The organism is Micromonospora sp. DSM 43699 (assembly GCF_055517075.1).
Genome location: NZ_JBTMMT010000059.1, coordinates 17,045 through 40,800, shown reverse-complemented (window position 1 = coordinate 40,800; position 23,756 = coordinate 17,045). Strand labels below are relative to the sequence as shown.

The 23,756-nt window shown below is 72.0% G+C and carries 19 protein-coding genes; 4 read left to right on the top strand and 15 right to left on the bottom strand.

The genetic code is table 11. The features are described from left to right. Window positions 1-37: 37 nt before the first annotated feature. The 5 genes from aspS to AC0AIB_RS23985 all read right to left on the bottom strand — a co-directional run bounded on the left by aspS (window position 38) and on the right by AC0AIB_RS23985 (window position 7,032). A complete protein-coding gene (gene aspS / locus AC0AIB_RS24005) occupies window positions 38-1,840 on the bottom strand; it encodes an aspartate--tRNA ligase (RefSeq protein ID WP_465097525.1) in 1,803 nt (600 codons plus the stop codon). 154 nt (window positions 1,841-1,994) lie between these two features. Continuing rightward, complete coding sequence (locus AC0AIB_RS24000) at window positions 1,995-3,047, bottom strand: S1 family peptidase (RefSeq protein ID WP_328348518.1); 1,053 nt, start codon at window positions 3,045-3,047, stop codon at window positions 1,995-1,997. Between the two features lie 862 nt (window positions 3,048-3,909). After that, entirely contained in the window at window positions 3,910-4,845 is a 936-nt protein-coding gene (locus AC0AIB_RS23995) for an acyl-ACP desaturase (protein ID WP_465097524.1), read from the bottom strand. A 74-nt stretch (window positions 4,846-4,919) separates the two neighbouring features. Continuing rightward, entirely contained in the window at window positions 4,920-6,242 is a 1,323-nt protein-coding gene (gene hisS / locus AC0AIB_RS23990; protein WP_465097523.1) for a histidine--tRNA ligase, read from the bottom strand. A gap of 70 nt (window positions 6,243-6,312) precedes the next feature. Beyond that, a complete protein-coding gene (locus AC0AIB_RS23985; protein WP_328348841.1) occupies window positions 6,313-7,032 on the bottom strand; it encodes an MBL fold metallo-hydrolase in 720 nt (239 codons plus the stop codon). 260 nt (window positions 7,033-7,292) lie between these two features. On the opposite strand from AC0AIB_RS23985, the gene AC0AIB_RS23980 reads away from it, so the two are divergent. Together AC0AIB_RS23980 and AC0AIB_RS23975 are read left to right on the top strand one after the other, a co-directional pair. Further along, a complete protein-coding gene (locus AC0AIB_RS23980; protein WP_328348521.1) occupies window positions 7,293-8,180 on the top strand; it encodes a peptidylprolyl isomerase in 888 nt (295 codons plus the stop codon). Between the two features lie 61 nt (window positions 8,181-8,241). Beyond that, window positions 8,242-9,084, top strand: coding sequence for a peptidylprolyl isomerase (locus AC0AIB_RS23975; RefSeq protein ID WP_328348522.1), 843 nt, complete (start codon window positions 8,242-8,244; stop codon window positions 9,082-9,084). A gap of 172 nt (window positions 9,085-9,256) precedes the next feature. On the opposite strand, the gene AC0AIB_RS23970 is transcribed toward AC0AIB_RS23975, so the two are convergent. The 8 genes from AC0AIB_RS23970 to ruvC form a co-directional block, all read right to left on the bottom strand. Continuing rightward, window positions 9,257-11,689 carry a RelA/SpoT family protein gene (locus tag AC0AIB_RS23970; RefSeq protein WP_465097526.1) on the bottom strand — a complete coding sequence of 811 codons (2,433 nt, stop codon included), beginning with the start codon at window positions 11,687-11,689 and terminating at the stop codon, window positions 9,257-9,259. Window positions 11,690-11,968: 279 nt separating this feature from the next. Then, a complete protein-coding gene (locus tag AC0AIB_RS23965) occupies window positions 11,969-12,535 on the bottom strand; it encodes an adenine phosphoribosyltransferase (protein ID WP_328348523.1) in 567 nt (188 codons plus the stop codon). A gap of 99 nt (window positions 12,536-12,634) precedes the next feature. Then, on the bottom strand, window positions 12,635-13,831 hold the full coding sequence (gene secF, locus AC0AIB_RS23960; protein WP_328348524.1) for a protein translocase subunit SecF: 1,197 nt from the start codon (window positions 13,829-13,831) through the stop codon (window positions 12,635-12,637). Between the two features lies 1 nt (window position 13,832). Beyond that, window positions 13,833-15,740: a protein translocase subunit SecD gene (gene secD, locus AC0AIB_RS23955; RefSeq protein ID WP_328348525.1), complete on the bottom strand. Its 1,908-nt coding sequence runs from the start codon at window positions 15,738-15,740 to the stop codon at window positions 13,833-13,835. 219 nt (window positions 15,741-15,959) lie between these two features. After that, the gene (gene yajC / locus AC0AIB_RS23950) at window positions 15,960-16,325 is read right to left on the bottom strand and encodes a preprotein translocase subunit YajC (RefSeq protein WP_442930773.1); all 366 of its coding nucleotides are present in this window, start codon (window positions 16,323-16,325) and stop codon (window positions 15,960-15,962) included. Window positions 16,326-16,445: 120 nt separating this feature from the next. Beyond that, window positions 16,446-17,510, bottom strand: coding sequence for a Holliday junction branch migration DNA helicase RuvB (ruvB, locus tag AC0AIB_RS23945; RefSeq protein WP_067307871.1), 1,065 nt, complete (start codon window positions 17,508-17,510; stop codon window positions 16,446-16,448). Beyond that, on the bottom strand, window positions 17,507-18,109 hold the full coding sequence (gene ruvA, locus AC0AIB_RS23940; RefSeq protein WP_067307819.1) for a Holliday junction branch migration protein RuvA: 603 nt from the start codon (window positions 18,107-18,109) through the stop codon (window positions 17,507-17,509). The genes ruvB and ruvA overlap by 4 nt, the downstream gene beginning before the upstream one ends. Beyond that, window positions 18,106-18,633 (bottom strand): crossover junction endodeoxyribonuclease RuvC, encoded by a 528-nt coding sequence (gene ruvC / locus AC0AIB_RS23935; RefSeq protein WP_328348527.1) that lies wholly within the window; start codon window positions 18,631-18,633, stop codon window positions 18,106-18,108. The genes ruvA and ruvC overlap by 4 nt, the downstream gene beginning before the upstream one ends. A gap of 190 nt (window positions 18,634-18,823) precedes the next feature. Between ruvC and AC0AIB_RS23930 the strand changes: the two genes are divergently transcribed. Both AC0AIB_RS23930 and AC0AIB_RS23925 read left to right on the top strand, forming a co-directional pair. After that, window positions 18,824-19,606, top strand: coding sequence for a 3-hydroxybutyrate dehydrogenase (locus tag AC0AIB_RS23930; RefSeq protein WP_328348528.1), 783 nt, complete (start codon window positions 18,824-18,826; stop codon window positions 19,604-19,606). Between the two features lie 14 nt (window positions 19,607-19,620). Further along, complete coding sequence (locus AC0AIB_RS23925) at window positions 19,621-21,537, top strand: helix-turn-helix domain-containing protein (protein ID WP_328348843.1); 1,917 nt, start codon at window positions 19,621-19,623, stop codon at window positions 21,535-21,537. Between the two features lie 27 nt (window positions 21,538-21,564). Here the strand turns inward: AC0AIB_RS23925 and AC0AIB_RS23920 are convergent, their stop codons facing one another. Then, window positions 21,565-22,173 (bottom strand): TetR/AcrR family transcriptional regulator, encoded by a 609-nt coding sequence (locus tag AC0AIB_RS23920; protein ID WP_465097522.1) that lies wholly within the window; start codon window positions 22,171-22,173, stop codon window positions 21,565-21,567. A gap of 12 nt (window positions 22,174-22,185) precedes the next feature. Beyond that, complete coding sequence (locus tag AC0AIB_RS23915; RefSeq protein WP_328348530.1) at window positions 22,186-23,751, bottom strand: MFS transporter; 1,566 nt, start codon at window positions 23,749-23,751, stop codon at window positions 22,186-22,188. Window positions 23,752-23,756 lie beyond the last annotated feature (5 nt).

Below are 23,756 nucleotides of genomic sequence, written 5' to 3'. Positions count from 1 at the left end.
GTGACTTCGACCGGCTCCCACGCTCGCGGGGGTGGGGTTAGACCGGGTCGGTTACCGGGGCGGCGGGGCCGGCGGTGCCGGGGGAGGCGGTCGGGGGCTTGGGCTTGGCGTCGATGCCGGCCTCGGTGCGTTGCTGGGTGGTGATCGGGGTGGGGGCGCCGGTCAGCGGGTCGAAGCCGCCCCGGGTCTTCGGGAAGGCGATCACCTCGCGGATCGAGTCGGCCCCGGCCAGCAGCATGCAGACCCGGTCCCACCCGAAGGCGATGCCGCCGTGCGGCGGGGCGCCGTACTTGAACGCCTCCAGCAGGAAGCCGAACTTGTCCTGCGCCTCGGTGGGGGTGATGCCCAGCAGGTCGAAGACGCGCTGCTGCACGTCGCCCCGGTGGATACGGATCGAGCCGCCGCCGATCTCGTTGCCGTTGCAGACGATGTCGTACGCGTACGCCAACGCGCGGTCGGGGGCCTCCTCGAACCGGTCGACCCACTCGGCGTTCGGCGAGGTGAACGGGTGGTGCACCGCGGTCCAGCCCTCGTCGTCAGTGCGTTCGAACATCGGGGCGTCGACCACCCAGCAGAACGCCCAGGCGCTCTCGTCGATCAGCTTCGCCCGCTTGGCGATCTCGATCCGGGCCGCGCCGAGCAGCTCCTGCGCCTCCCGGGCGTTCGTGCTGGCGGCGAAGAACACCGCGTCACCGGGCTTGGCCCCGACCGCGTCGGCCAGCCCGCCCAGGTGCTCGGCGGACAGGTTCTTCGCCACCGGCCCGCGCGCCTCACCGGTCTCCGCGTCCAGCACCACGTACGCCAGGCCACGCGCGCCACGCGCCTTGGCCCAGTCCTGCCAGCCGTCCAGCTCCTTGCGGGTCTGCGCCGCACCGCCCGGCATGACCACCGCGCCGACGTAGCCGCCCGCGTCGATCGCCCCGGCGAAGACCCGGAAGGCGGTGCCGCGCAGGTAGTCGGTCAGCTCGGTCAGCTCCAGGCCGTAGCGCAGGTCGGGCTTGTCGGAGCCGTACCGGGCCATCGCGTCGTGCCAGGTGATCCGGGGAATCGGCCGGGAGATCTCATGGTCGGCCAGGTCCTTCCAGAGCGCCGAGACGATCGCCTCGCCGAGGTCGATCACGTCGTCCTCGGTGACGAAGGACATCTCGATGTCGAGCTGGGTGAACTCCGGCTGCCGGTCGGCCCGGAAGTCCTCGTCGCGGTAGCAGCGGGCGATCTGGTAGTACCGCTCCATGCCGCCGACCATGAGCAGCTGCTTGAACAGCTGCGGCGACTGCGGCAGCGCGTACCAACTGCCCGGCTGGAGCCGGACCGGGACCAGGAAGTCCCGGGCCCCCTCCGGGGTGGACCGGGTCAGCGTAGGGGTCTCGATCTCCAGGAAGTCCCGCTCGTGCAGCACGGTGCGGGCGAGCTGGTTGGCCCGCGAACGCAGCCGCAGGGCGTTGGCCGGGCCGCTGCGACGCAGGTCCAGGTAGCGGTAACGGAGCCTGATGTCGTCACCGGCCTCGATCTGGTCGTCCACCGGCAGCGGCAGCGGCGCGGCCTCGGAGAGCACCTCCAGCGCGCTGGCGGTCACCTCGATCTCGCCGGTGGGCAGCTCCGGGTTCTCGTTGCCCTCGGGTCGGCGGGTCACCTCGCCGGTGACCTTCACGCAGAACTCGTTGCGCAGCGCGTGCGCGTCCTCCTCGCGGAACACCACCTGGACCACGCCGGAGCCGTCGCGCAGGTCGACGAAGATGACACCGCCGTGGTCGCGCCGGCGGGCCACCCACCCGGCGAGCGTCACCGTGGTGCCGGCGTCCGTCGCGCGCAGGCTGCCGGCGTCATGGGTACGGATCACGACTTGCGTCTCCTCATCTGCGGTACGGCTGTGTCACCCGCATTGTGTCAGCCGCCCGGTCCGCCCGGTTGCGGGGTGAGCAAGGCCCCGGCCCACGCCCCCGGACACGCGGAGCGGGCCGCCGGTGTCCCGGCGGCCCGTTCGCGGGGGTGGATCAGATGATGCTGACGCCGTAGACGCTCAACGGCTCGGTGACCGGCTGGAAGTAGGTGGTGCCGCCGGAGGTGCAGTTACCGCTGCCGCCGGAGGTGAGGCCGACCGCGCTGGTGCCGCTGAACAGCGAGCCGCCGCTGTCGCCCGGCTCGGCGCAGACGTTGGTGCGGATCAGGCCGGAGACCGAACCCTCGGCGTAGTTCACCGTGGCGTTGGTGGCGGTCACCGAACCGCTCTTGACGCCGGTGGTGCTGCCGGAACGTCGCACGCTCTGGCCGACGTACGCGTTGACGGCACCGGTGACGTCCTGGTAGCTGCCGTTGTAGAGGGAGACGTTGCCGGTCGCGTTGGCGGAGTTGCTGTGCCGGACGATGCCGTAGTCGTTGCCCGGGAAGCTGGTGCCGGTACGGGTGCCCAGCACACTGGTCTGGCCGGAGTTCGAGTACCAGGTCGAGCCGATGTTGGTGCAGTGCCCGGCGGTCAGGAAGAAGGTCTGGCCGGCGCTGTTGCGGACGTTGAAGCCGAGCGAGCAGCGGCCGCCACCGGTGTAGATGGCCTGGCCGCCGGAGATCCGGGTGCCGAGCACGCCGGCCTCGGCCTCGACCCGGACAGCGCCGCCGGTGCGCGCGGCGGCGGCCTTGACCTTCGCCAGCTTGGCACCGGTGACGGTGCTGTCGACCGAGACGACGACCTGGTTGGTGACCGCGTCGGTCCACCAGGCGGTGCCGGGGATCTTCGCCGAGCGCTCCAGCTCGGCGGTGGCGGAGCGGAGCTGGGCGGCGCCCCGGGTGACCAGCTTCGGGGTGGCGCCGGCGGCGCGGACCTGACGGGCGGCCGCGGAGTCGGTGACCGCGACGACCATCTTGCCGCTGCCGTCGGCGAAGGTGCCGGCGGCACGGTCGCCGAGGCGGTCGGCCAGGCTGGCGGCGGCGTCGGGGGATGCGGGCGAGGCGGGGGCCGCCTGGGCTGGTGCGCCCAGCAGCGCGCCGGTGACCAGGGTGCCGGCCATGGCGACGGCGGCGACGTGGCGGAGTGAGGACCTCGTGGGTCGCATGCAACAACCTCCGGGAGGGGGTGACGGGCGGCGTCATGGAAACGCACCCGGGGACACCCGACCGACCTGGGAAAACCGGCCGAGTGAACTGAAGTATTCACATATTTAAGATCGTTATCAAGACATGGCTTTGCCCGGATTCACCCCGCCCGCCGATATGACGGGCAGGCAACACGGTGGACACATCCATGTCAGACCCCCACCAGCACGGCCCACCCCGCCGCCACGGCCTCCCCCACCCCCGCGAGCGTGGGAGCCGGTCGAAGTCACCGCCCCAGGTGAGATGCCCGTCGGTACCACCCGGCACTGACGACGGCCCAACGGTGACGACGGCGCCCCTTCCAGCCGCGAGGGTGCCATCGGATCCCGCCCGGAGACCGGCAAGGGGCAGCGGCGCACTGCTGGCGCAGCCACCTCCACCGCGCGGGTCGTCGCCGACAATCACCTCGCCTCCCGCCGCTCCGGCGAAACACGGCGAGTCCGGCGAAAAGCGACGCCACCCGCTCATCACACAAAGTCACCACAGCCCGACCCAACCACCCACCACTCGCTCCCTTTGCTCTGCTGCCCCGACAGCGACAGTCACGAGCGGTAGCCGCAGCTCGCGGTCACCGGAAGCAGCAGCACCAAGCTTTCCGCAGGCCAGATGATGTGGTGCCGCGATGACAGCAGAGCAAAGCGCGGTGAGGAGGAAAAGGACGGGCGACGCGTCGGTCACAATACGTAACAGCGCGGGCCAATCACCCTGTGTTATCTGCGGATGCGGGCAGGCGAGTTGTCCGGCGGGCGGCGGGCGGCGGGCACCCGCACCCACCCTTCCGGTGGCAGGCGCGGGTCCGGGCGGCCAACGGATGAACGTCGTTCAGGCGCGAGCGGCCAGCTTGGCCGCGCGGGCGTCGCGCTTCTCCTCGAACCGGGAGGCGGCCTGCTCCAGGCCGTCCAGGTGGGCGGCGATCTCGTCGCGGGCGGCCTCACCGTCGGCGTTCAGGCCGACGACGCTGAACACGTCCCACTGGCGCAGCACCGGGGCCACCACGTCGTCGCGGTGCTGACGCAGGTCGTAGATGCCGGCCAGCGCGATCGCCACCGACTTGCGGGTGAAGCCCTCGATGCCCACGCCGGGCATCTGGAAGTCGCCGAGCACCTCGGCGATCGCCCGCATCGTCTGGCTGGGGGCCACTTCCAGGGCCGCGCCGAGCAGGTTGCGGTAGAAGACCATGTGCAGGTTCTCGTCGGCCGCGACCCGGCTCAGCAGCGCCTCGCAGACCGGGTCGCCGGTGATCCGGCCGGTGTTGCGGTGCGAGATCCGGGTCGCCAACTCCTGGAACGACACGTACGCCAGCGAGCGCAGCATCGACGAGTCGTGCGAGTTGCTGTAACCGGCCGTCATGTGCACCATCCGGGCCCGTTCCAGGGCCACCGGGTCGACCGCCCGGGTCACCGTGAGGTAGTCCCGGATGGCGGTGCCGTGCCGCCCCTCCTCGGCGGTCCACCGGCCCACCCAGGTCCCCCACGCCCCGTCCGGCCCGAACAGGCTGGCGATCTGGTGATGGTACGACGGCAGGTTGTCCTCGGTGAGCAGGTTGACGATCAACGCGGTCCGGGCCACGTCGGGCAGCGTCGAGTCCCCCTCCGACCATGCCTCGCCGCCGAGCGGGCCGTCGAAGGTGCGTCCCTCGCTCCACGGCACGTACTCGTGCGGGAACCACTCCTTCGCCACCGACAGGTGACGGTCGAGGTTCTTGGCTACCACGGGTTCGAGTTCGTGCAGCAGCGCGGTCTGGTTCAGCTCGGTCACAGGGGCCTCCCTACGGTGGCGTAACTTACGCCACCGTAGGTCCCCGTCGGCGTACGCGCCAGTAACCGGGGGACTCAGCCGATGCGTGGCTTCAGGTCCTGGTGGGGCGGCATCCACTCCCCCGCCACGGCACCCGACTGCTCGCCCGAGCGGATGTCCTTGACCTGGTCGCCCTCGGCCCCGGGGAACCACACGTACGGAATGCCTCGGCGCTCGGCGTACCGGATCTGCTTGCCGAACTTCGCCGCGTTCGGCGACACCTCGGTCGGCACGCCCCGCGACCGCAGCGCCTCGGCCACGGCGTTGCTGGCCGCCCGCTCCTCCTCGACGCCGACCGCCACCAGCACACACGTCGGCACGTTGCGCGAGATCGACAACGCGTCGGCGCCGAAGAGCAGGCCGAGCAGCCGGGTCACCCCGATCGAGATGCCGACGCCCGGGTACGACACGGCACCGGCGCTGGCCAGGTCGTCGTACCGGCCCCCGGAGCAGATCGAGCCGAAGCGCTCGTATCCGAGCAACTGCGTCTCGTACACGGTGCCGGTGTAGTAGTCCAGGCCACGGGCGATCCGCAGGTCGGCGACGCAGAGCCCCGGCGCGTGCGCGGCGGCGGTCTCCACCACCGCCACCAGCTCGGCGATGCCCTCGTCGAGCAGCGGATCGGTCACCCCGAGGGCACGCACCGCGTCGGCGAAGGAGACGTCCGGGGCGGAGATCTCGGCCAGCGCGAGGCACGCCTTGGCCTGCGCCTCGCTCGCCCCGGCCGTCTCGGCCAGCAACCCGGCCACCTTCGCCGGACCGATCTTGTCGAGCTTGTCGACCGCGCGCAGCGCCGCCTCCGGATCCGTCAGCCCGATGCCCCGGTAGAAGCCCTCGCAGATCTTGCGGTTGTTGACCTGGATCCGCACCGGCGGGATGGGCAACGCGCGCAGCGCGTCCCCGATCACCAGCGGCATCTCCGCCTCGTAGTGCGCCGGCAGGGTGTCCCGGTCGACGATGTCGATGTCGGCCTGGAGGAACTCCCGGTAGCGCCCCTCCTGCGGGCGTTCACCCCGCCACACCTTCTGGATCTGGTAGCGGCGGAACGGGAACTGGAGCTTGCCGGCGTTCTCCAGCACGTACCTGGCGAACGGCACGGTCAGGTCGAAGTGCAGGCCGAGCGCGTCGTCACCGGCCGGGCCGTCCGCGTCGGCCTGCAACCGACGCAGCAGGTAGACCTCCTTCGAGGTCTCGCCCTTGCGCAGCAGTTGGTCCAACGGCTCCACCGACCGGGTCTCCAGCGGCGCGAACCCGTACAACTCGAAGGTGTGCCGGATCCGGTCGAGGACGAACTGCTCGATCATCCGCTGCGACGTGGTCCACTCCGGGAAGCCGGAGATGGGCGTGGGCTTGCTCATGGCGTACTCCTTGCGGGTCCGCGCGGGGTGCGCGGTGAGATCGACAGGCCCGCGCGCGGCGCGGACGAGACTAGAGGCCGCGGGTGGGCGCGGTCGGGCGTGCGCCGCCCGGACCCGCCACGTCGACGAGGTACGGGTTGCTCGCGCGCTCGCGGCCGATGGTGGTCGCCGGGCCGTGGCCGGGCAGCACGACGGTGTCGTCGGCCAGCGGGAGGACCTTCTCCCGCAGGCTGGTCAGCATCCGGGGCATGCTGCCGCCCGGCAGGTCGGTGCGGCCGATCGAGCCGGCGAAGAGCACGTCACCGGAGAGGCAGAGCTGCTCGGCCTCCCAGGGCGAGCCGGCGCCGGGCAGCCGGAACAGCACCGACCCGCCGGTATGGCCGGGTGCGTGGTCGACGGTGATCTCCAGACCGGCCAGCGCCAGCGTCGCCCCGTCGGTCAGCTCCGCGACGTCGTCGGGCTCGGTGTAGGGCAGCCGGCCGCCGAACAGCGCGGTGAGGTCCATCGAGAGCGCCTTGGTCGGGTCGGCCAGCAGCTCCCGGTCGTCCGGGTGCACGTACGCCGGGATGCCGCGCGCGCCGCAGACCGGGGCGACGGAGAAGGTGTGGTCGAGATGGCCATGGGTGAGCAGCACGGCGGCCGGGTGCAGGCGGTGCTCGGCGAGCACGGCGTCGAGCCGGTCGAGCACCCCGATGCCGGGGTCGACCACCACGCACTGCTCCCCCGGCGCGGTCGCCACCACGTAGCAGTTGGTGCCGAAGGCGTCCGCAGGAAAGCCGGCCACGAGCACGTCCACTCCCCTTCCGTTCGAGTCGTCCGTCTCCCGGGCAGCCTAGTCGCCACCGGTGATCCGGTGTCCGTTCCCACCCGTCCCACCCACCCCGGACGGCACAGTGACGCACTTTGATAAACCCAGGCCGGACCTCGTACACCACTTTCACAGCGGGTACCCGTACACTCTGCGGGCGTGTGGCGTGGCGCACCTGCGGGCACGGCGGGCGCGAACGGCCCGACCGCCGGTGACGACCAGGGTAGAGGAGGGGAGCTCGGGTGGCTTCCAGCAGGGACCGGCAGCGCAAGCTCGCGCGGGAGAAGCTCGACCGGCAGTTGGCCCGGCGGGCCGCCGCCGCTCGACGGCGTCGACAGATCCAGGCCGGGGTCGGCGCGGCCGTGGTGCTGGTGCTGATCGTGGCCGGCGCGGCCTGGGGGCTGGGCGCCTTCGACCGCGACCCCGAGCAGAAGGCCGCCGAGGACGTCTGCCTCTGGACGCCACAGGACGCGGGCGCCAACACCAACCTCAAGGACGTCGGCACCCCGGCTGCCAAGGGTCTGCCCACCTCGGGGGTGCGCACGATGACAGTCGACACCGACCAGGGCGGTCCGATCACCGCGGAGCTGGATCTCGCCGGGGCGCCCTGCGCCGGGGCGAGCATCGCCCACCTTGCCGGCGCGTCGTTCTACGACAACACCAGGTGCCACGAGATCACCGCCGAGGGAGCGCTGCGCTGTGGCGACCCGAGCGGCACCGGCCTGGGCGGCCCCACCTACACGTTCTACAACGAGAACGTGCCGACCGGGCCCGAGGCGAGCCCGTCGGCCAGTCCGGCCCCCGGTGAGCCGCCGGCCTACCCGAAGGGCACGGTCGCGATGATCGGCAACCCGCCGGGCGCCAACGGCAGCCAGTTCCTGCTCTTCTTCAAGGACTTCAACCCGGCCCAGCCGGCGTACCCGGTCATCGGCCGGGTCACCGGCGGGCTGGACGTGGTCGAGAAGATCGGTGCCCTGCCGACCGTGGACAACGGGGCGGGCGCCAAGGTCAAGCCGAAGACCGACGTGGTGATCCGCAAGCTGACCGTCGGCGAGGCGCAGGCCGGATCGGCGTCGGCCACCGGTTCCCCGGCGGCCAGCCCTCCGGCGGCCAGCCCCAGCGCCGGCTGAACCGGCCCACCACCCGTACCTGCGGCCACGCCGCGCCAGAGAACGCCCAGGAGGAGTGACCGTGACGTCCACGAGAGAGCGGCAGCGCGCGGCGGCGCGGGCCCGACTTGAGCGGGAGATGGCCGAGCGCTCGGCCAGGGCCCGCAAGCGCCGGCAGACGCAGGCGATCGTCGGGGCCGCCGCGATCCTGGTGCTCGTGGTCGCCGGCACCGTCTGGCTGGCGACCAGCCTCGGCGGCGATGACGACGACAGCAAACAGCAGGCCGCCGGCACCGAGGGCTTCTCGCAGTGCGCCTACACCGAGGCCCCGAAGGAGGGCCGACCGGCGCAGATCAAGGACGTCGGGCTGCCGCCGACCCAGCAGGCCAACAAGGGCACCCAGACGATGACCATGGAGACCAACCTGGGCCCGATCGTCGCCAAGATCGACCGGACCAAGGTGCCCTGCACGGCGGGCAGCTTCACCCACCTGGCCAGCAAGGGCTTCTTCGACAACTCGAAGTGCCACCGCCTGGTGACCGAGGGCATCAAGGTGCTCCAGTGCGGTGACCCGAGCGCGACCGGCAAGGGCTGGCGGCAGACCGACGGCACCGGCGGGCCGAGCTACGCCCTGGCCGAGGAGAACCTGCCGACCGACAAGCGGCCCCCCTACCCGGAGGGTGTCATCGCGATGGCCAACTCCGGGCAGGAGGGCAGCACCGGCAGCCAGTTCTTCATCGTCTACGGCGACTCGCAGCTCGACGCGAAATACACCGTGCTGGGCACCGTCACCACCGGCATGGACCTGGTCAAGCAGGTCGCCGCAGCCGGTGACGACAAGGCGTACGCCCAGCAGGCCGGGGGTGGCCACCCCAAGAAGGAGGTCACCATCACCAAGCTGACGATGAGCGACATCGAGGGCTGACCCCTCCGGTACGACGCAGCGCCCGCCGGCTGAGCCGGCGGGCGCTGTCGTGTCCCCGGTGGCGCTGCCGGTCCCCCGGTGGCGCTGTCGTGTCCCCGATGGCGCTGCCGTCGCCGGTGACGCTGTCGTGTCGCTGGTCCGGGGTCTGTCGTGGCGCTGGCCTGGCTGCCCGTCAGGCGCCGGAGGTGACCCGGTAGGCATCGAAGACCCCGTCGACCTTGCGGACGGCGGCCATCAGGTGGCCCAGATGCTTCGGGTCGGCCATCTCGAAGCTGAACCGGCTCACCGCCACCCGGTCCCGGGTGGTGGTGACCGTCGCCGACAGGATGTTGACCCGCTCCTCGGAGAGCACCCGGGTGACGTCGGCCAGCAGCTTGTGCCGGTCGAGGGCCTCCACCTGGATGGCCACCAGGAACGTGGAGGCGGAGGTGAGCTTCCAACTGACCTCCACCACCCGCTCGGCCTGAGCCCGCAGGTCCTCGGCGTTGGCGCAGTCGTCGCGGTGCACGCTGACCCCGCCGGAGCGGGTGACGAACCCGAAGACCGAGTCCGGGGGCACCGGCGTGCAGCACCGGGCCAGCTTGATCCAGACGTCGCTGACGCCCCGCACCACCACGCCGGGATCGCTGCTGTTCTGCCGGCTGTGCGGCGGACGGGTGGCGACGGCGGTCTCGGCGATGTCCTCCGCCGCGCCCTCCTCGCCGCCGTACGCGGCCATCAGCTTCTGCACCACCGACTGCGCCGACACCTGACTGTCGCCGACCGCCGCATAGAGCGAGGCGACGTCGGCGAGGTGCAGGTCCCGGGCGATCGCCATCAACGCGTCGGAGGTGAGCATCCGCTGCAACGGCATGCCCTGCTTGCGCATCGCCTTGACGATCGAGTCCTTACCGGCCTCGATCGCCTCCTCGCGCCGCTCCTTGTTGAAGTACTGGCGGATCTTGGTACGCGCCCGGGGGCTCTTGACGAAGCTCAGCCAGTCCTGCGTCGGGCCGGCCGTGTCGGACTTCGAGGTGAAGATCTCGATCACGTCACCGTTTGACAGCGTCGACTCCAACGGCACGAGCTTGCCGTTGACCCGCGCCCCGATGCACTTGTGCCCCACCTCGGTGTGCACCGCGTACGCGAAGTCCACGGGCGTCGAACCGGTCGGCAACGGGATGACGTCACCCTTGGGGGTGAAGACGTACACCTCCTGGCTGGACAGGTCGAACCGCAGCGCGTCGAGGAACTCCGACGGGTCGGCCGCCTCCCGCTGCCAGTCCAGCAGCTGCCGCAGCCACGTCATCTCGTCGATGTGCGCCGGCGGGCCGACGATCTGGGTGCCCTTGTGCTCCTTGTACTTCCAGTGCGCGGCGATGCCGAACTCGGCGGTGCGGTGCATCGCGTACGTGCGGATCTGCATCTCCACCGGCTTGCCGGTGGGCCCGATGACAGTCGTGTGCAACGACTGGTACATGTTGAACTTGGGCATCGCGATGTAGTCCTTGAACCGGCCCGGCACCGGCTGCCAGTTGGCGTGGATGACCCCCAGCGCCGCGTAGCAGTCCCGCACCGTGTCGACCAGGATCCGCACCCCGATCAGGTCGTAGATGTCGTTGAAGTCCCGCCCCCGCACGATCATCTTCTGGTAGATCGAGTAGAGGTGCTTCGGTCGACCTGTCGTCTCGGCCTTGATCTTGGCGGCCTTCAGGTCGGTGCCGACCTTCTGGGTGACCTGCTTGAGCAACGACTCCCGCTGCGGCTGGTGCTCCCCGATCAGCCGCAGGATCTCCTCGTAGCGTTTCGGGAACAGGGTGCCGAAGGCCAGATCCTCCAGCTCCCACTTGATGGTGTTCATACCGAGGCGGTGGGCCAGTGGCGCCAGGATCTCCAGCGTCTCCTTCGCCTTCTGCTCGCGCTTGGGCGCCGGCAGGAAGGAGAGCGTACGCATGTTGTGCAGCCGGTCGGCCAGCTTGATCACCAGGACCCGCGGGTCCTTCGCCATCGCCACGACCATCTTGCGGATCGTCTCCGCCTTGGCCGCGTCGCCCAGCTTGACCTTGTCGAGCTTCGTCACGCCGTCGACGAGCAGGGTGACCTCGGGCCCGAAGTCGGCCCGCATCTGGTCGAGGGTGTACTCGGTGTCCTCGATCGTGTCGTGCAGCAGTGCCGCCACCAGCGTGGTGGTGTCCATCCCCAGGTTGCCCAGGATGGTCGCCACCGCGAGCGGATGGGTGATGTACGGGTCGCCGGACTTGCGGTACTGACCGGAGTGCCAACGCGCGGCGGTGTCGAAGGCCCGCTGGAGCAGCCGGGCATCCGCCTTGGGGTGGTTCTCCCGGTGGCTGGCGATCAGCGGTTCGAGCACCTCGCTGACCTGGGAGCTCTGCCAGGGGGCGTTGAACCGGGCCAGCCGCGCCCGCACCCGACGCCCGGTCGGCGCGTTGGACAGCGCGAAACCGGCGCTCGGCGACGGGTCGTCGGCGGTCGACGACTCCACGGCCACGCCGTCGGGCGCGGCACCGGCGGCGTCGCCGACTCCCGCAGGGCTGGCCGGTGGATTGTTCTTCCGATCGGTCACCGCGCCGTCAGTGTCGCCTGTCGGGTGCACCGTGCCCTCCACCGGAGGGACGACATCGTGGGACACCGGCCTCCTCACCGATCGCCGGGACCACGCCGGCCGTGCGGCCGACGCCTTGTCTTCCAAACCGGCCTTCGCGCCGGCATGTTCCCATCGACCGTCGTCGGGCCGATGGCGTTGCCCGCCGGCCGTGCGGCCGACGACGTGCCCACCGACCGGACGGGTGATCGCCCGGTCAGCAATGGGCAATGCTACCCGCACGGTAGGTGCCGTGCCGCTCCGCCGGACGGTCCGTCCCTGGTCGCCGGGACGTCCCGGGCGTCAAACGGTCAGCAGGGCATGGACCGGACGCCCGGCGAGCCGCTCCCGCCCGCCAAGGAAACCCAACTCCAGCAGTACGGTGAAACCGGCCACCGTGCCGCCGGCGCGCTCGACCAGGTCGAGGGTCGCCTCGGCGGTGCCTCCGGTGGCCAGCACGTCGTCGACCACCAGCACCCGGTGCCCGGCGGTGAAGGCGTCCTGGTGCACCTCCAGCGTCGCCTCGCCGTACTCCAGGGCGTAGGAGGCCGAGTACGCCGGCCGGGGCAGCTTGCCCGCCTTGCGCACCGGCACCACACCCAACCCGGTGGCGTACGCGATCGCGGCGGCGATCACGAACCCCCGGGCCTCGATGCCGACCACGATGTCGAAGCTGTCCCGCCCGTGGTGTGCGACGATCCCGTCGATCACCTCACGGAACACGTCGCCGTCGGCGAACAGCGGCATCAGGTCCTTGAACATGACCCCGGGCTTGGGGAAGTCCGGCACGTCCAGCACCCGGCTGGCGACCAGCCGGGCCACCTCCGGGCCGCTGTCTCCCCGTACACCGGTGCTGTGGGTCTCGGTCACGGTGGTCGGCTCTCCTTCGATACGACGACGGCGTCCGTCATGCTGCTCGCACAGCATGGCGGACGCCGTCGACTCGACGTGTGGCGGGTCGCCCGTCGGTCAGCGCCGCTTCGCGCCGCCGGGCCGGTTACCCCCGCCGCCGCTGGGCCGGCCACCCCGGGCCCCTGTCGCCCGCTTGGCCGCCGGGCGGGAACCGACCTTCGGCGCGCTGCCGGCCAGGGCCGCCGCCTCCGGGTCGATCGGCTCGTCGACGGTCTCGTCACCGGCGGGCCGGGCCGCGCCGCGCGGGGTGATCTCGCCCCGGGCGACCGCGCCCCGGCGGGCCAGCACCCGCTTGGCGTGCGCCTCGATCCGCGGGTCCTGGTTCTTCAGCAGCACCAGCAGCGGGGTGGAGAGCAGGATCGAGGTCAGGAACGCCATCGCCATACCGACGAAGAGCACCAGGCCGAGGTCCTTCAGGGTGCCCGCGCCGAGCAGGCCGGCACCGATGAAGAGCAGACCGCCGACCGGGAGCAGGGCGACGACCGAGGTGTTCAACGACCGCATCAGGCTCTGGTTGAGCGCCAGGTTGGCCGCCTCGCCGTAGGTCTGGTTGTTGTTGGCGGTGATGCCCCGGGTGTTCTCCTGGACCTTGTCGAAGACCACCACCACGTCGTAGAGCGCGAAGCCCAGGATGGTGAGGAACCCGATGATCGTCGACGGGGTGACCTCGAAACCGACGAGCGAGTAGATGCCGGCGGTGAGGATCAGGTTCATGAACAGCGAGATGATCGCGGCGACCGCCATCCGCCACTCGAACCGCAGCACCAGGTAGACCGCCACCACCAGGACGAAGATGACCAGGCCGAGCAGCGCCCGGGAGGTCACCTGACTGCCCCACGCCTCGCTGACCTGGCTGCCGCTGATCTGGTCGGCGTTGATGCCGAACTCGTCGGCCATCTCGGCCTTGACCGCGTTGGCCTGCTCGGCGCTGAGCTGCGAGGTACGCAGCTCGTAGTACTGACCGCTGGTGCTGCCGACCTTCTGCGCGGTCACCACCTTCGCGCCGTCGCCCTCGGCCGCCAGCGCGTCGTTGACCTTGGCCTCGGCCTGGTCCAGGGTGCCGACGCTGGCCGGCACCTGGAACGAGTTGCCGCCGGCGAACTCGATGCCCAGGCTGAAGCCGCGCACCGCGAAGCTGAGCACGGCGATCAGCACCAGCACCCCGGCGACGGTGAACCACAGCTTGCGCCGGCCGACGATGTTGAGACCGGCCTCGCCCCGGTAGAGCCGAGACGCCAGACCACTCTTAGCCATCTCAGGCCTCCTTGACGCGCGAGTTGCGGGCGGTGCCCGGGTCGGCCGAACGGGCGGGCAGGGCCCGACCGAGGCCGCTGACCCGGGGCGACAGGAACGCCGGGGTCCGGGCGAACATCGTCATGATCGGGTGCCGGAAGAGGAAGACGACCACCAGGTCGAGCACGGTCGCCAGGCCGAGGGCGAAGGCGAAGCCCTTCACCGTGCCGACCGAGACGATGTAGAGCACCACGGCGGACATCAGGGTGATCGCGTTCGCCGAGATGATCGTCCGGCGGGCCCGAATCCAGGCCCGGGGCACCGCGCTGCGCGGGCTGCGCCCCTCCCGGATCTCGTCCTTGAGCCGCTCGAAGTAGATGACGAACGAGTCCGCCGCCACACCGAGCGAGACGATCATGCCGGCGATGCCGGCCAGGGTGAGGGTGAAGCCGATCGACCGGCCGAGCACCACCAGCGCGCCGAAGACCAGCAGCGCGGAGAGCACCAGGCTCAGGAAGATCACCGAACCGAGCAGCCGGTAGTAGAAGAACGAGTAGATGATGACCAGCAGCATGCCGATGCCGGCGGCCAGCAGACCGGCCCGCAGGTGGCTGTCGCCCAGCGTCGCCGTGACGTTCTGCTGCTCCTGCGGCACGAAGGTGACCGGCAGCGCGCCGTAGCGCAGCTGGCTGGCCAGCGCGTTCGCCGAGGTGTTGTCGAAGCTGCCGGTGATCTGCGAGTCGCCGGTCAGCACGCCCTGGATCTCGGGCGAGGAGACGATCTCGTTGTCCAGCACCACCGCCACCCGGCACTTGCCGTCCTGGCCCAGCGCCGTCTGGTCGCAGCCGCCACCGGTGTTGTTGAACGCCTCCCGGGTCAGCTCGGTCCACTTGGACTGACCGTCACCGGTGAAGTTCAGGCTGACCACCCAGGTGCTCGCCTGGTCGAGGACGGCGTTGGCGTCCTTGACGTCGGTGCCCACCACCTTGGCCTGGTCGAGCAGGTACTTCGCCGCGCCGCCCTCACAGGCGACCGCCTGCTGCTTCTCGTCCTTGATCGACGCGGGGGGCCGCTTGTCGAGCTGGGCGCAGGTGATGGTCGGCACGTTGAACTGCATCTGCGGGGTCAGCACCGCGACCTCCTGCGCGGAGAGCGTGCCGAACGGCTTGAACGTCTCCGCCAGGGCCGGGTTGGTGGCCAGGTCGGCCGGGGCCTGGAGCCCGCTCGCGGCGGCCCAGGCGGGCGCGCCCACCTTCTTCTCGACGGCCTTGCGCTGCTCCTCGATGCTCTGCGGCACCGGGGCCTCGGTGGTGCTGGGCGAGGCGGCGGGGGCGCTCGGCGAGGGCGACCCGGACGGGGTGGCGCTCGGCGCGGGGGCGCCGCCGCCCTGACCACCGGCGCTCGGCGAGCCGGTCACCTTGGGCGACGCGCCGCCGGAGGCCTTCGGCGAGGGGCTGCCCGACGGGCTCGGCGCGGCGCTGCCGGACGGGGCCGGCGTCGGGGTCGCCGGGGCGGCGACCGCGCCGCTGCCGTCGGCGGCCTTGAGTACCTTGCGGAAGCGCAGCTCCGCGGCGCTGCCGACGTCGGTGAGGTCACGGTTCTCACCGGGCAGGGAGATGACGATGTTCCGGTTGCCCTCGGTGACCACCTCGGCCTCGGCCACCCCGTAGGCGTTGACCCGGCTCTCGATGATCTGCCGGGCCTCCTCCAGGTTGGCCGACGTCGGGGGCTTGCCGTCGAGGCTGTTGGTCGCCTCCAGCGTCAGCCGGGTGCCGCCGATCAGGTCCAGGCCGAGCCGGGGCTCCAACCGGTCCTTCCAGCCGCCACTGGCGCCGCCCGAGAAGAACACCAAGGTAAAGAGGACGACGAAGATGAACCCGAGCACGGCGAGCTGCCGCCCGGGGCGCATCTGTCCCTGAGGTGGTGCCACGGCTGTCTGTCTCCCTGTAACGGTCGCGCCGCCGGTGCAGCGGCGGCGAGGTCGGAGCGGAATTCTCGCCCCGACGTGCTCTGCGCGGACCACTCCCGACCGGCGGCACGGCGCACCGCCGCCGACGTGGGGGCGTCGAGCGGACGGGGCGCGTGCCGACCCTGGAGACCGGCCCACCTATCCAGTTGTCCCGCCTGCCCGCTCGGTGCGGGCGGGCGCTCACTCCTTGACGGCCTCCGCGTCCTCGGCGACCGGCTCGTCGGCCTCCGGCCGCTCGGCCCGGGTGACCACCCGGGCGATGGCCGGACGGGCGTAACGGGTCTGCACGCCGGGGGCCACCTCCAGCAGCACGGTGTCGTCCTCGACGCCCACGACCGTGCCGTAGAGCCCGCCGATGGTGACGACCTCGTCACCGGGGCCGAGCGCGGACTGCATGGCCTCGGCCTCGCGGCGGCGCTTCTGCTGCGGCCGGATCATCATGAAGTACATGACCCCGAAGAGCAGGGCGATCATGATGATCGGCGTCAGGCTGCCGGCGCCTCCGCCGGACTGTGCTGCGTAAAGCACGGTGTGCGACCTTCCCATTGGCCCCCGTCACGGCGCGTAGGCACCGGAGCGGAGGCGGATATTCACATCCTGTACAGACCGCGGCGAGTCTAATCCCTGCACCTGGGAACGCCGAATGCGGCGCAGATCACGTTCAGATCACGGTGGATCGGGCGCGTTCGAGAACAGATCAGGCACAGCGGGGGCTTCCATGCCAAATGTACCATTTGGCGGCGTGCGGCCCAGGTGCCGCCAGGCAGCCTCGGTGGCCACCCGCCCCCGGGGCGTCCGCGCCAGCAGACCGGCCCGGACCAGGAAGGGCTCGCAGACCTCCTCCACCGTGTCCGGCTGCTCCCCCACCGCCACCGCGAGGGTGGACAGGCCCACCGGCCCGCCCCGGAACGAGTCGACGAGCGCGGTCAGTACCGCCCGGTCCAGCCGGTCCAGGCCCAGGGCGTCCACGTCGTACACGGTCAGGGCGGCGCGGGCGGTCTCCAGGGTGACCACGCCCTCGGCCCGGACCTCGGCGTAGTCCCGCACCCGGCGCAGCAGCCGGTTGGCGATCCGGGGCGTGCCCCGGGACCGGCCGGCGATCTCCACCGCCCCCTCCGGGGTGATCGGCACGCCCAGGATGCGCGCCGACCGGTGCAGCAGCGCCTCCAGGTCGGCCGGGGAGTAGAAGTCGAGGTGCGCGACGAAGCCGAACCGGTCCCGCATCGGGCCGGTCAGCAGGCCGGACCGGGTGGTCGCGCCGACCAGGGTGAACGGCTCCACGTCCAGCGGGATGGCGGTCGCCCCCGGCCCCTTGCCGACGATCACGTCGACCCGGAAGTCCTCCATGGCGCTGTAGAGCAGCTCCTCCGCCGGCTTGGCGATCCGGTGGATCTCGTCGATGAACAGCACGTCGCCCTCGGCGAGGCTGGTCAGGATGGCGGCCAGGTCGCCCGAGCGCTCGATCACCGGACCGCTCGTCACCCGGATGCCGGAACCCAGCTCGGCGGCCACGATATTGGCCAACGTCGTCTTCCCAAGGCCGGGAGGCCCCGACAGGAGGATGTGGTCCGGTGGGGCGCCGCGCCGCATAGCGCCCTGCAACAGCAGGTCGAGCTGGTCGCGCACCCGGTGCTGGGCGATGAACTCGTCCAGCCGCTTCGGCCGGACGCTGACCTCCGCGTCCCGCTCCGCGTCGTCGGCGTACGCCGAGACCAGGCCGTCGCCGGTCATCGGGTCCGGCCGAGCAGTCGGATGGCCTGCTTGAGCAGGACCGGCACCGGCGGGGTGGGGCCGTCCACGGTCTCCGCCACGGCGGCCACCGCCTGGTCGGCCTGCCCGGCCGTCCAGCCGAGCCCGACCAGTGCCTGGCGGACCTGGTCCGGCCAGGCACCGGCGGTCACCCCGGCCGCGCCGTCGGCGCCCACCGGCACCGGGCCGATCCGGTCGCGCAACTCCAGCACCAGCCGCTCGGCGCCCTTCTTGCCGATCCCCGGCACCCGGGTCAGGGCGGCGGTGTCGGCGTTGGCGATGGCCTTGCGGACCGCGTCCGGGGTGTGCACGGCCAGCACCGCCTGGGCCAGCCGCGGGCCGACCCCGCTGGCGGTCTGGAGCAGCTCGAACAGTTGCTTGGCGTCGTCGTCGGCGAAGCCGTAGAGGGTGAGCGAATCCTCCCGGACCACCAGGCTGGTGGCGAGCCGGGCCGGCTGGCCGACCCGCAGCTCGGCCAGGGTGCCGGGGGCGCACTGCACGGCCAGGCCGATCCCGCCGACCTCCACCACCGCGTGGTCCGGACCGGTCGCGGTCACGGTGCCGCGCACGCTGGCGATCATCGCGCTCCTCCTCGTCGTGCCCGGTCGGCGGCGACTGCCAACTTGGACCGGGTGCCGCCGCGCCACACGTGGCAGATGGCCAGGGCCAGGGCGTCGGCCGCGTCGGCCGGCTTTGGCGGCTCGGCCAGCCGCAGCAATCGGGTGACCATGGTGGTCATCTGCTTCTTGTCGGCCTGACCGGAGCCGGTCACCGCCGCCTTGACCTCGCTCGGCGTGTAGGTCTGCACCGGCAGCCCGGCCCGCGCCCCGGCCAGTACGGCGATCCCGCTGGCCTGGGCGGTGCCCATCACGGTGCGCACGTTGTGCTGGCTGAACACCCGTTCGACGGCGACCGCGTCGGGCCGGTGCTCGGCCACCAGGTCGGTCAGCGACCGGTCCAGGTGCAGCAGGCGCAGGGACAGGTCGTCGGCGGGATCGGTGTAGACGACGTAGTAGGCGACAAGCGTGCAGGGCCGCCCCGGCACGCCCTCGACCACGCCGACCCCGCACCGGGTCAGCCCCGGATCGACGCCCAGCACGCGCACGCCGCCTCCTCCCCGACCCTCGGCAGTACGTGTGTTCGACACCCTACTGCCGCACCCCGACGCGCCGGTGAGCGGACACGCCGTCCCCCGCCCGACCGGCACGGACGCGCTGCCGGCCACACAGTTCGGGGGTGGAGTATGTGTCGCCGACCCATGTGCCGCCGGTCGGTCAGCTCGTAACTTCTGCGCCATGACGGCAGAACCCGTGGCGCTCCCCCATGTCGTACACGTCGACCTCGCCGGTCGGCGCGCCCTGGTGACCGGTGGTGGCAGCGGCATCGGCCGGGCCTGTGCGCTGCGGCTCGCGGCGGCCGGCGCGGCGGTGCGGGTGGTGGACCGCAACGTCGAGGCGGCCAGGGCGGTGGCCGCCGAGGCGGGCGGGCGGGCGGAGGGGGTCGACCTGGCCGACCCCGAGGCGGTGGCGGGCCTCGACGCGGACGTCGACATCGTGGTCAACAACGCCGGGCTCCAGCACGTCGCCCCGGTGCCGGACTTTCCCGTCGAACGCTTCACCCACCTGCACCGGGTGATGGTCGAGGCGCCCTTCCAGATCATCCGCCGGGCGCTGCCGCACATGTACGCCCGCCGCTGGGGGCGGATCGTCAACATCTCCTCCGTGCACGGCCTGCGCGCCTCCCCCTACAAGGTGGCGTACGTGTCGGCCAAGCACGCCCTGGAGGGGCTGTCCAAGGTGGTCGCCCTGGAGGGCGCGGCACACGGGGTCACCGCCAACTGCATCAACCCGGCGTACGTGCGGACCGCGCTGGTGGAGGGTCAGATCGCCGACCAGGCGGCCCGGCACGGCATCGGCGAGGACGAGGTGGTCGAAAAGATCATGCTGGCCCGGGCCGCGATCAAGCGGCTGATCGAGCCGGCGGAGGTGGCCGAACTGGTGGCCTACCTGTGCGCGCCGCCGGCCGCCTTCATCACCGGCGCGTCGATCCCCCTCGACGGGGGCTGGACGGCGAGCTAGTGGGCACCCGGACAATGGGCGGCATGTCGTCGCCGGTCGAGTTCCTGGAGTTGCTCGCCCGGGAGGCGGCGGCTGTCGAGTTCGAGGGTCCGCTGGTGGCCGCCCGGGCCGCCGGGCTGCCCCCGGAGCGGCTGGCCGAGCTGGAGCAGGCCAAGCTGGTGGCGCTGCGGGTACGCGGCCTGCTGGAGCGTCGCCGCCGCCGGGAGAGCGAGCTGTCCGGGCTGTACGACACCGCCGGTGACCTGGCCGGGCTGCGCGACCTGGACGACGTGCTGCGGGCCATCGTGCACCGGGCCCGGCACCTGCTCGGCGCGGACGTGGCCTACATGACGCTCAACGACGACGAACGCGGTGACACCTACATGCGGGTCACCGACGGGTCGATCTCGGCGGCGTTCCAGCGGCTGCGGTTGGAGCTGGGCGACGGGCTGGGTGGCCTGGTGGCGCAGACCGGCACCCCGTACGTGACCGCAAACTACGCCGAGGACGAGCGGTTCCACCACACCGGTGAGATCGACTCCGGGGTGGGCGAGGAGGGGCTGGTGGCGATCCTCGGGGTGCCGCTGCGCCTCGGGTCGAGCGTCATCGGGGTGCTCTACGCGGCGAACCGGTCGGCCCGTCCGTTCGCCCGGGAGGAGGTGTCGTTGCTGGTCTCGTTGGCCGCGCACGCGGCGGTGGCGATCGACACCGCCCGGCTGCTGGCCGAGACCCGGGCCGCGCTGGCCGAGCTGTCGGCGGCCAACACCACCATCCGGGCGCACAGCAGTTCGGTGGAGCGGGCGGCGGCGGCGCACGACCGGATGACCGCGTTGGTGCTGCGCGGCGGCGGGATGCCGGACGTGGCGGCGGCCGTCACCGACGTGCTGGGCGGGGCGTTGCTGGCGCTGGACGCCGAGGGTCGGCTGCTGGCCCGGGTGGGCGAGCTCGGCGAGCCGGACCGGGCCGACCTGGTGGAGGCGGTGGCGGCCTCCCGTACCGAGGGGCGCAGCGTGCGGCGGGGCGACCGCTGGTACGCCGCCGTGGTGGCCGGCACCGAGAACCTGGGCGCGTTGGTGCTGCGTCCCGACGGTGACCTGGTCGACGCCGACCAGCGGATCCTGGAACGGGCGGCGCTGGTGACCGCGCTGCTGCTGCTGTTCCGGCGGACGGTCGCCGAGGCGGAGGGCCGGGTCCGGGGTGAGCTGCTCGACGACCTGATCGCCCGGCCGTTGCGGGACACCGACGCGCTGCGCAGCCGGGCCCGCCGGCTCGGGGTGGACCTGGACGCCCCGCACGTGCTGGTGGCGGTGGGTGACGACGCGTTCGCGGCGACCGGTTCGGCCCGGCTGCGGGTGTTGTCCTGGGCCACCACGTACGCCTCGACCCGCAGTGGACTCGCCGCGGCCCGCGACGGACGGGTGGTGCTGATGCTGCCGGGGGGCGACGCCGGGGGCAGCGCCCGCGCGGTGGCCCGGGACCTGTCCCGGGTGACCGGTCGGCCGGTGACCGCCGGGGCGAGCGGGCCGACGGTCGGTCCGACGGCGTTGGCGGCGGCCTTCACCGAGGCGGACCGCTGCCTCACCGCGCTGGGGGCGTTGGGCCGGGTCGGCGAGGGGGCGAGCACCGCGGAGCTGGGCTTCGTCGGGCTGCTCCTGGGCACCGTCGGCGACCAGGGGGAACGGGACGTGACCCGGTTCCTCACCGCGACCGTGGGGCCGGTGGTCGACTACGACGCGCGGCGGGGCACCGCGCTGGTGCGCACCCTGGAGGCGTACTTCGGGGTGGGTGGCAGCCTGGCCCGGGCGGCCGAGCAGCTGCACGTGCACGTCAACACGGTGACCCAGCGGCTGGAGCGGGTCGGGCAGCTGCTCGGGCCGGACTGGCAGCGGCCGGAGCGGGCACTGGAGGTGCAGCTGGCGCTGCGCCTGCACCGGCTGCGTACCCCCGGCTGAGCCCGGCCGGGCGCCGGTGGGGGCGGCTCAGCGTGGCCGCAGGCCGGCCAGCACCCCGTCGACGACCTTCTCCGGGAGGAGCCCGTCGTCCAGCTCCGGGTGCCAGCGCAGCAGGCGCTGGATCAGCATCGGCCCGGTGAGCAGCGCCATCGCCACCTCGATGTCGAGATCGGCCCGCAGCTCACCGGTGCCGACCCCACGGCGCAGCACCTCCCGCATCAGCTTCCGCCGGGGCTCGATGATGTTCTGGTAGAGCATGAAGTGGTCCGGGCTGCGGTTCACCTCGGGCACCAGGCACGGCATGATCCGGGCGGCCCGCGGGTCTATGTTGCGCCCTACCGCGCCGACCAGCAGCACCAGGTCGTCGCGGACGGAGTGCCCGGCGGGTTGCGCGGCGACCCCCTTGAGCCGGCGCAGCGCGTCCAGCAGCAGGGCTTCCTTGCCCGCCCAACGGCGGTAGATGGTGGCCTTGCCCACCCCGGCGCGGGCGGCGATCGCCTCGATCGACAGCGCCTCGAGGGTGCTGCCCTCGGCGAGCAGGTCGAGGGTGGCCTCGATGATGGCTTCGTCCGCACGGATGCTCCGCGGTCGCCCGGGCGACCGCGGAGCATCGGTGGTGGGGTTCGTCTCCGACATCGTCCCGCGGACCTATGTGGTCCCGGCCAGTTCCCGCTCCTCCACCGGCGTCGTGGTGGTGGCGGTGGCGGGCCGACCCGGCATCCAGCGCAGCACGATGAGGATGCCGAGGGCGGCCACCACCGTGGAGATCGCCGCCGCCCAGTGCATCGCCGAGACGAAGGAGTCGTTGGCCGCCGCGATCAGCTTCGGCGCCGCCGGGCCGAGCTGCGCCGCCGCCGCGTACGCCCCGGAGACGGACTCGTTGGCCGACTCCCGGGCGGGGGCCGGCAGGCCGTCGAGGGCCGAGGCGATGTCCTGCCGGTAGACCGCGGAGAGCACCGAACCGATGACCGCGACGCCCAGCGCACCGGCGATCTGACGGACGGTGTTGCTCACCGCCGACCCGACGCCGGCCTTCTCCCGGGGCAGCGCCGACATGATCGACTCGGTTGCCGGCGGCATGATGTTCGCCATCCCGACACCCTGGAGGAAGAAGGCCACCAGCACCACCCAGAGCGGCGTGTCGGCCTCGATGAAGGCGAAGGCGGCAAGCGACACGGCGGTCAGCACGAGGCCGACCGTGGCGACCGACCGGCCGCCGTAGCGACGCACCATCGCGGCGCTGCGGGGGGCGAAGACCAGCTGGGCACCGGCGAACGGCAGGAAGCACAGGCCGGTCTCCAGCGGGCTGTAGCCCCGGACCAGTTGCATGTAGAAGGAGCTGAAGAACATCACGCCCATCGCGGCGAAGAACACCAGGCCGACGATCGCCACCGGCGCGGCGAACCGGGGCACCCGGAACAACCGGACGTCCAGCGACGGGTGGTCGCTGCGCCGCTCGTGCGCGACGAACCAGGCGAGCACCGCCACCCCGCCGAGGATGGCGGCCCACACCGTCACCCGGCCGAAGCCGTGCTCACCGCCGTCGATGATGCCGTAGGTCAGCGCGATCAGCCCGACGACCGAGAGCAGCACGCCGAGCACGTCGACCCGGCCCGGTCGGGGGTCGCGGGACTCGGGCACCAGCAGGGCCACCAGCACCACCCCGACCGCCACCACCGGCACGTTGATCAGGAATACCGAACCCCACCAGAAGTGCTCCAGCAGCGCGCCGCCGAGGATCGGGCCGATCGCCACCGCCAGGCCGACCGCGCCGGCCCAGACGCCGATCGCGCGGCCCCGTTCCCGGGGGTCGAAGACGTTGGAGATGATCGACAGGGTCACCGGCATGATCGCCGCGCCGCCGACGCCCATCAGGGCACGGGCCGCGATCAGCTGGCCGGGGCTCTGCGCGTACGCCGACAGCAGCGACGACAGGCCGAACAGGACCAGACCGACGAGCAGGAACCGGCGGCGGCCGACCCGGTCGCCGAGGACCCCGAAGGTGAACAGCAGGCCGGCGAAGACGAGGGTGTAGGAGTTGATCGCCCATTCCAGCTCGCCCTGGCTGGCCCCGAGGCCGTGCACCGGGTCGGCCAGGGTGCGCAGGGCGACGTTGAGGATGGTGTTGTCGAGGACGACGACGAGCAGGCTGATCACCAGCACGCCCAGGATCGCCCACCGTCTCGGATGTCCGGTGTTCTCGTGCGGTTGCATGCGTC

What these genes read in the sequence shown, in the direction of transcription:
- AC0AIB_RS24000 (WP_328348518.1), bottom strand. Translation starts at nt 3,047, where the DNA reads ATGCGACCCACGAGGTCCTCACTCCGCCACGTCGCCGCCGTCGCCATG.
- hisS (WP_465097523.1), bottom strand. Translation starts at nt 6,242, where the DNA reads ATGAGCAAGCCCACGCCCATCTCCGGCTTCCCGGAGTGGACCACGTCG.
- secF (WP_328348524.1), bottom strand. Translation starts at nt 13,831, where the DNA reads ATGGCTAAGAGTGGTCTGGCGTCTCGGCTCTACCGGGGCGAGGCCGGT.
- yajC (WP_442930773.1), bottom strand. Translation starts at nt 16,325, where the DNA reads ATGGGAAGGTCGCACACCGTGCTTTACGCAGCACAGTCCGGCGGAGGC.
- ruvB (WP_067307871.1), bottom strand. Translation starts at nt 17,510, where the DNA reads ATGACCGGCGACGGCCTGGTCTCGGCGTACGCCGACGACGCGGAGCGG.
- ruvA (WP_067307819.1), bottom strand. Translation starts at nt 18,109, where the DNA reads ATGATCGCCAGCGTGCGCGGCACCGTGACCGCGACCGGTCCGGACCAC.
- AC0AIB_RS23930 (WP_328348528.1), top strand. Translation starts at nt 18,824, where the DNA reads ATGACGGCAGAACCCGTGGCGCTCCCCCATGTCGTACACGTCGACCTC.
- AC0AIB_RS23925 (WP_328348843.1), top strand. Translation starts at nt 19,621, where the DNA reads ATGGGCGGCATGTCGTCGCCGGTCGAGTTCCTGGAGTTGCTCGCCCGG.
- AC0AIB_RS23920 (WP_465097522.1), bottom strand. Translation starts at nt 22,173, where the DNA reads ATGTCGGAGACGAACCCCACCACCGATGCTCCGCGGTCGCCCGGGCGA.
- AC0AIB_RS23915 (WP_328348530.1), bottom strand. Translation starts at nt 23,751, where the DNA reads ATGCAACCGCACGAGAACACCGGACATCCGAGACGGTGGGCGATCCTG.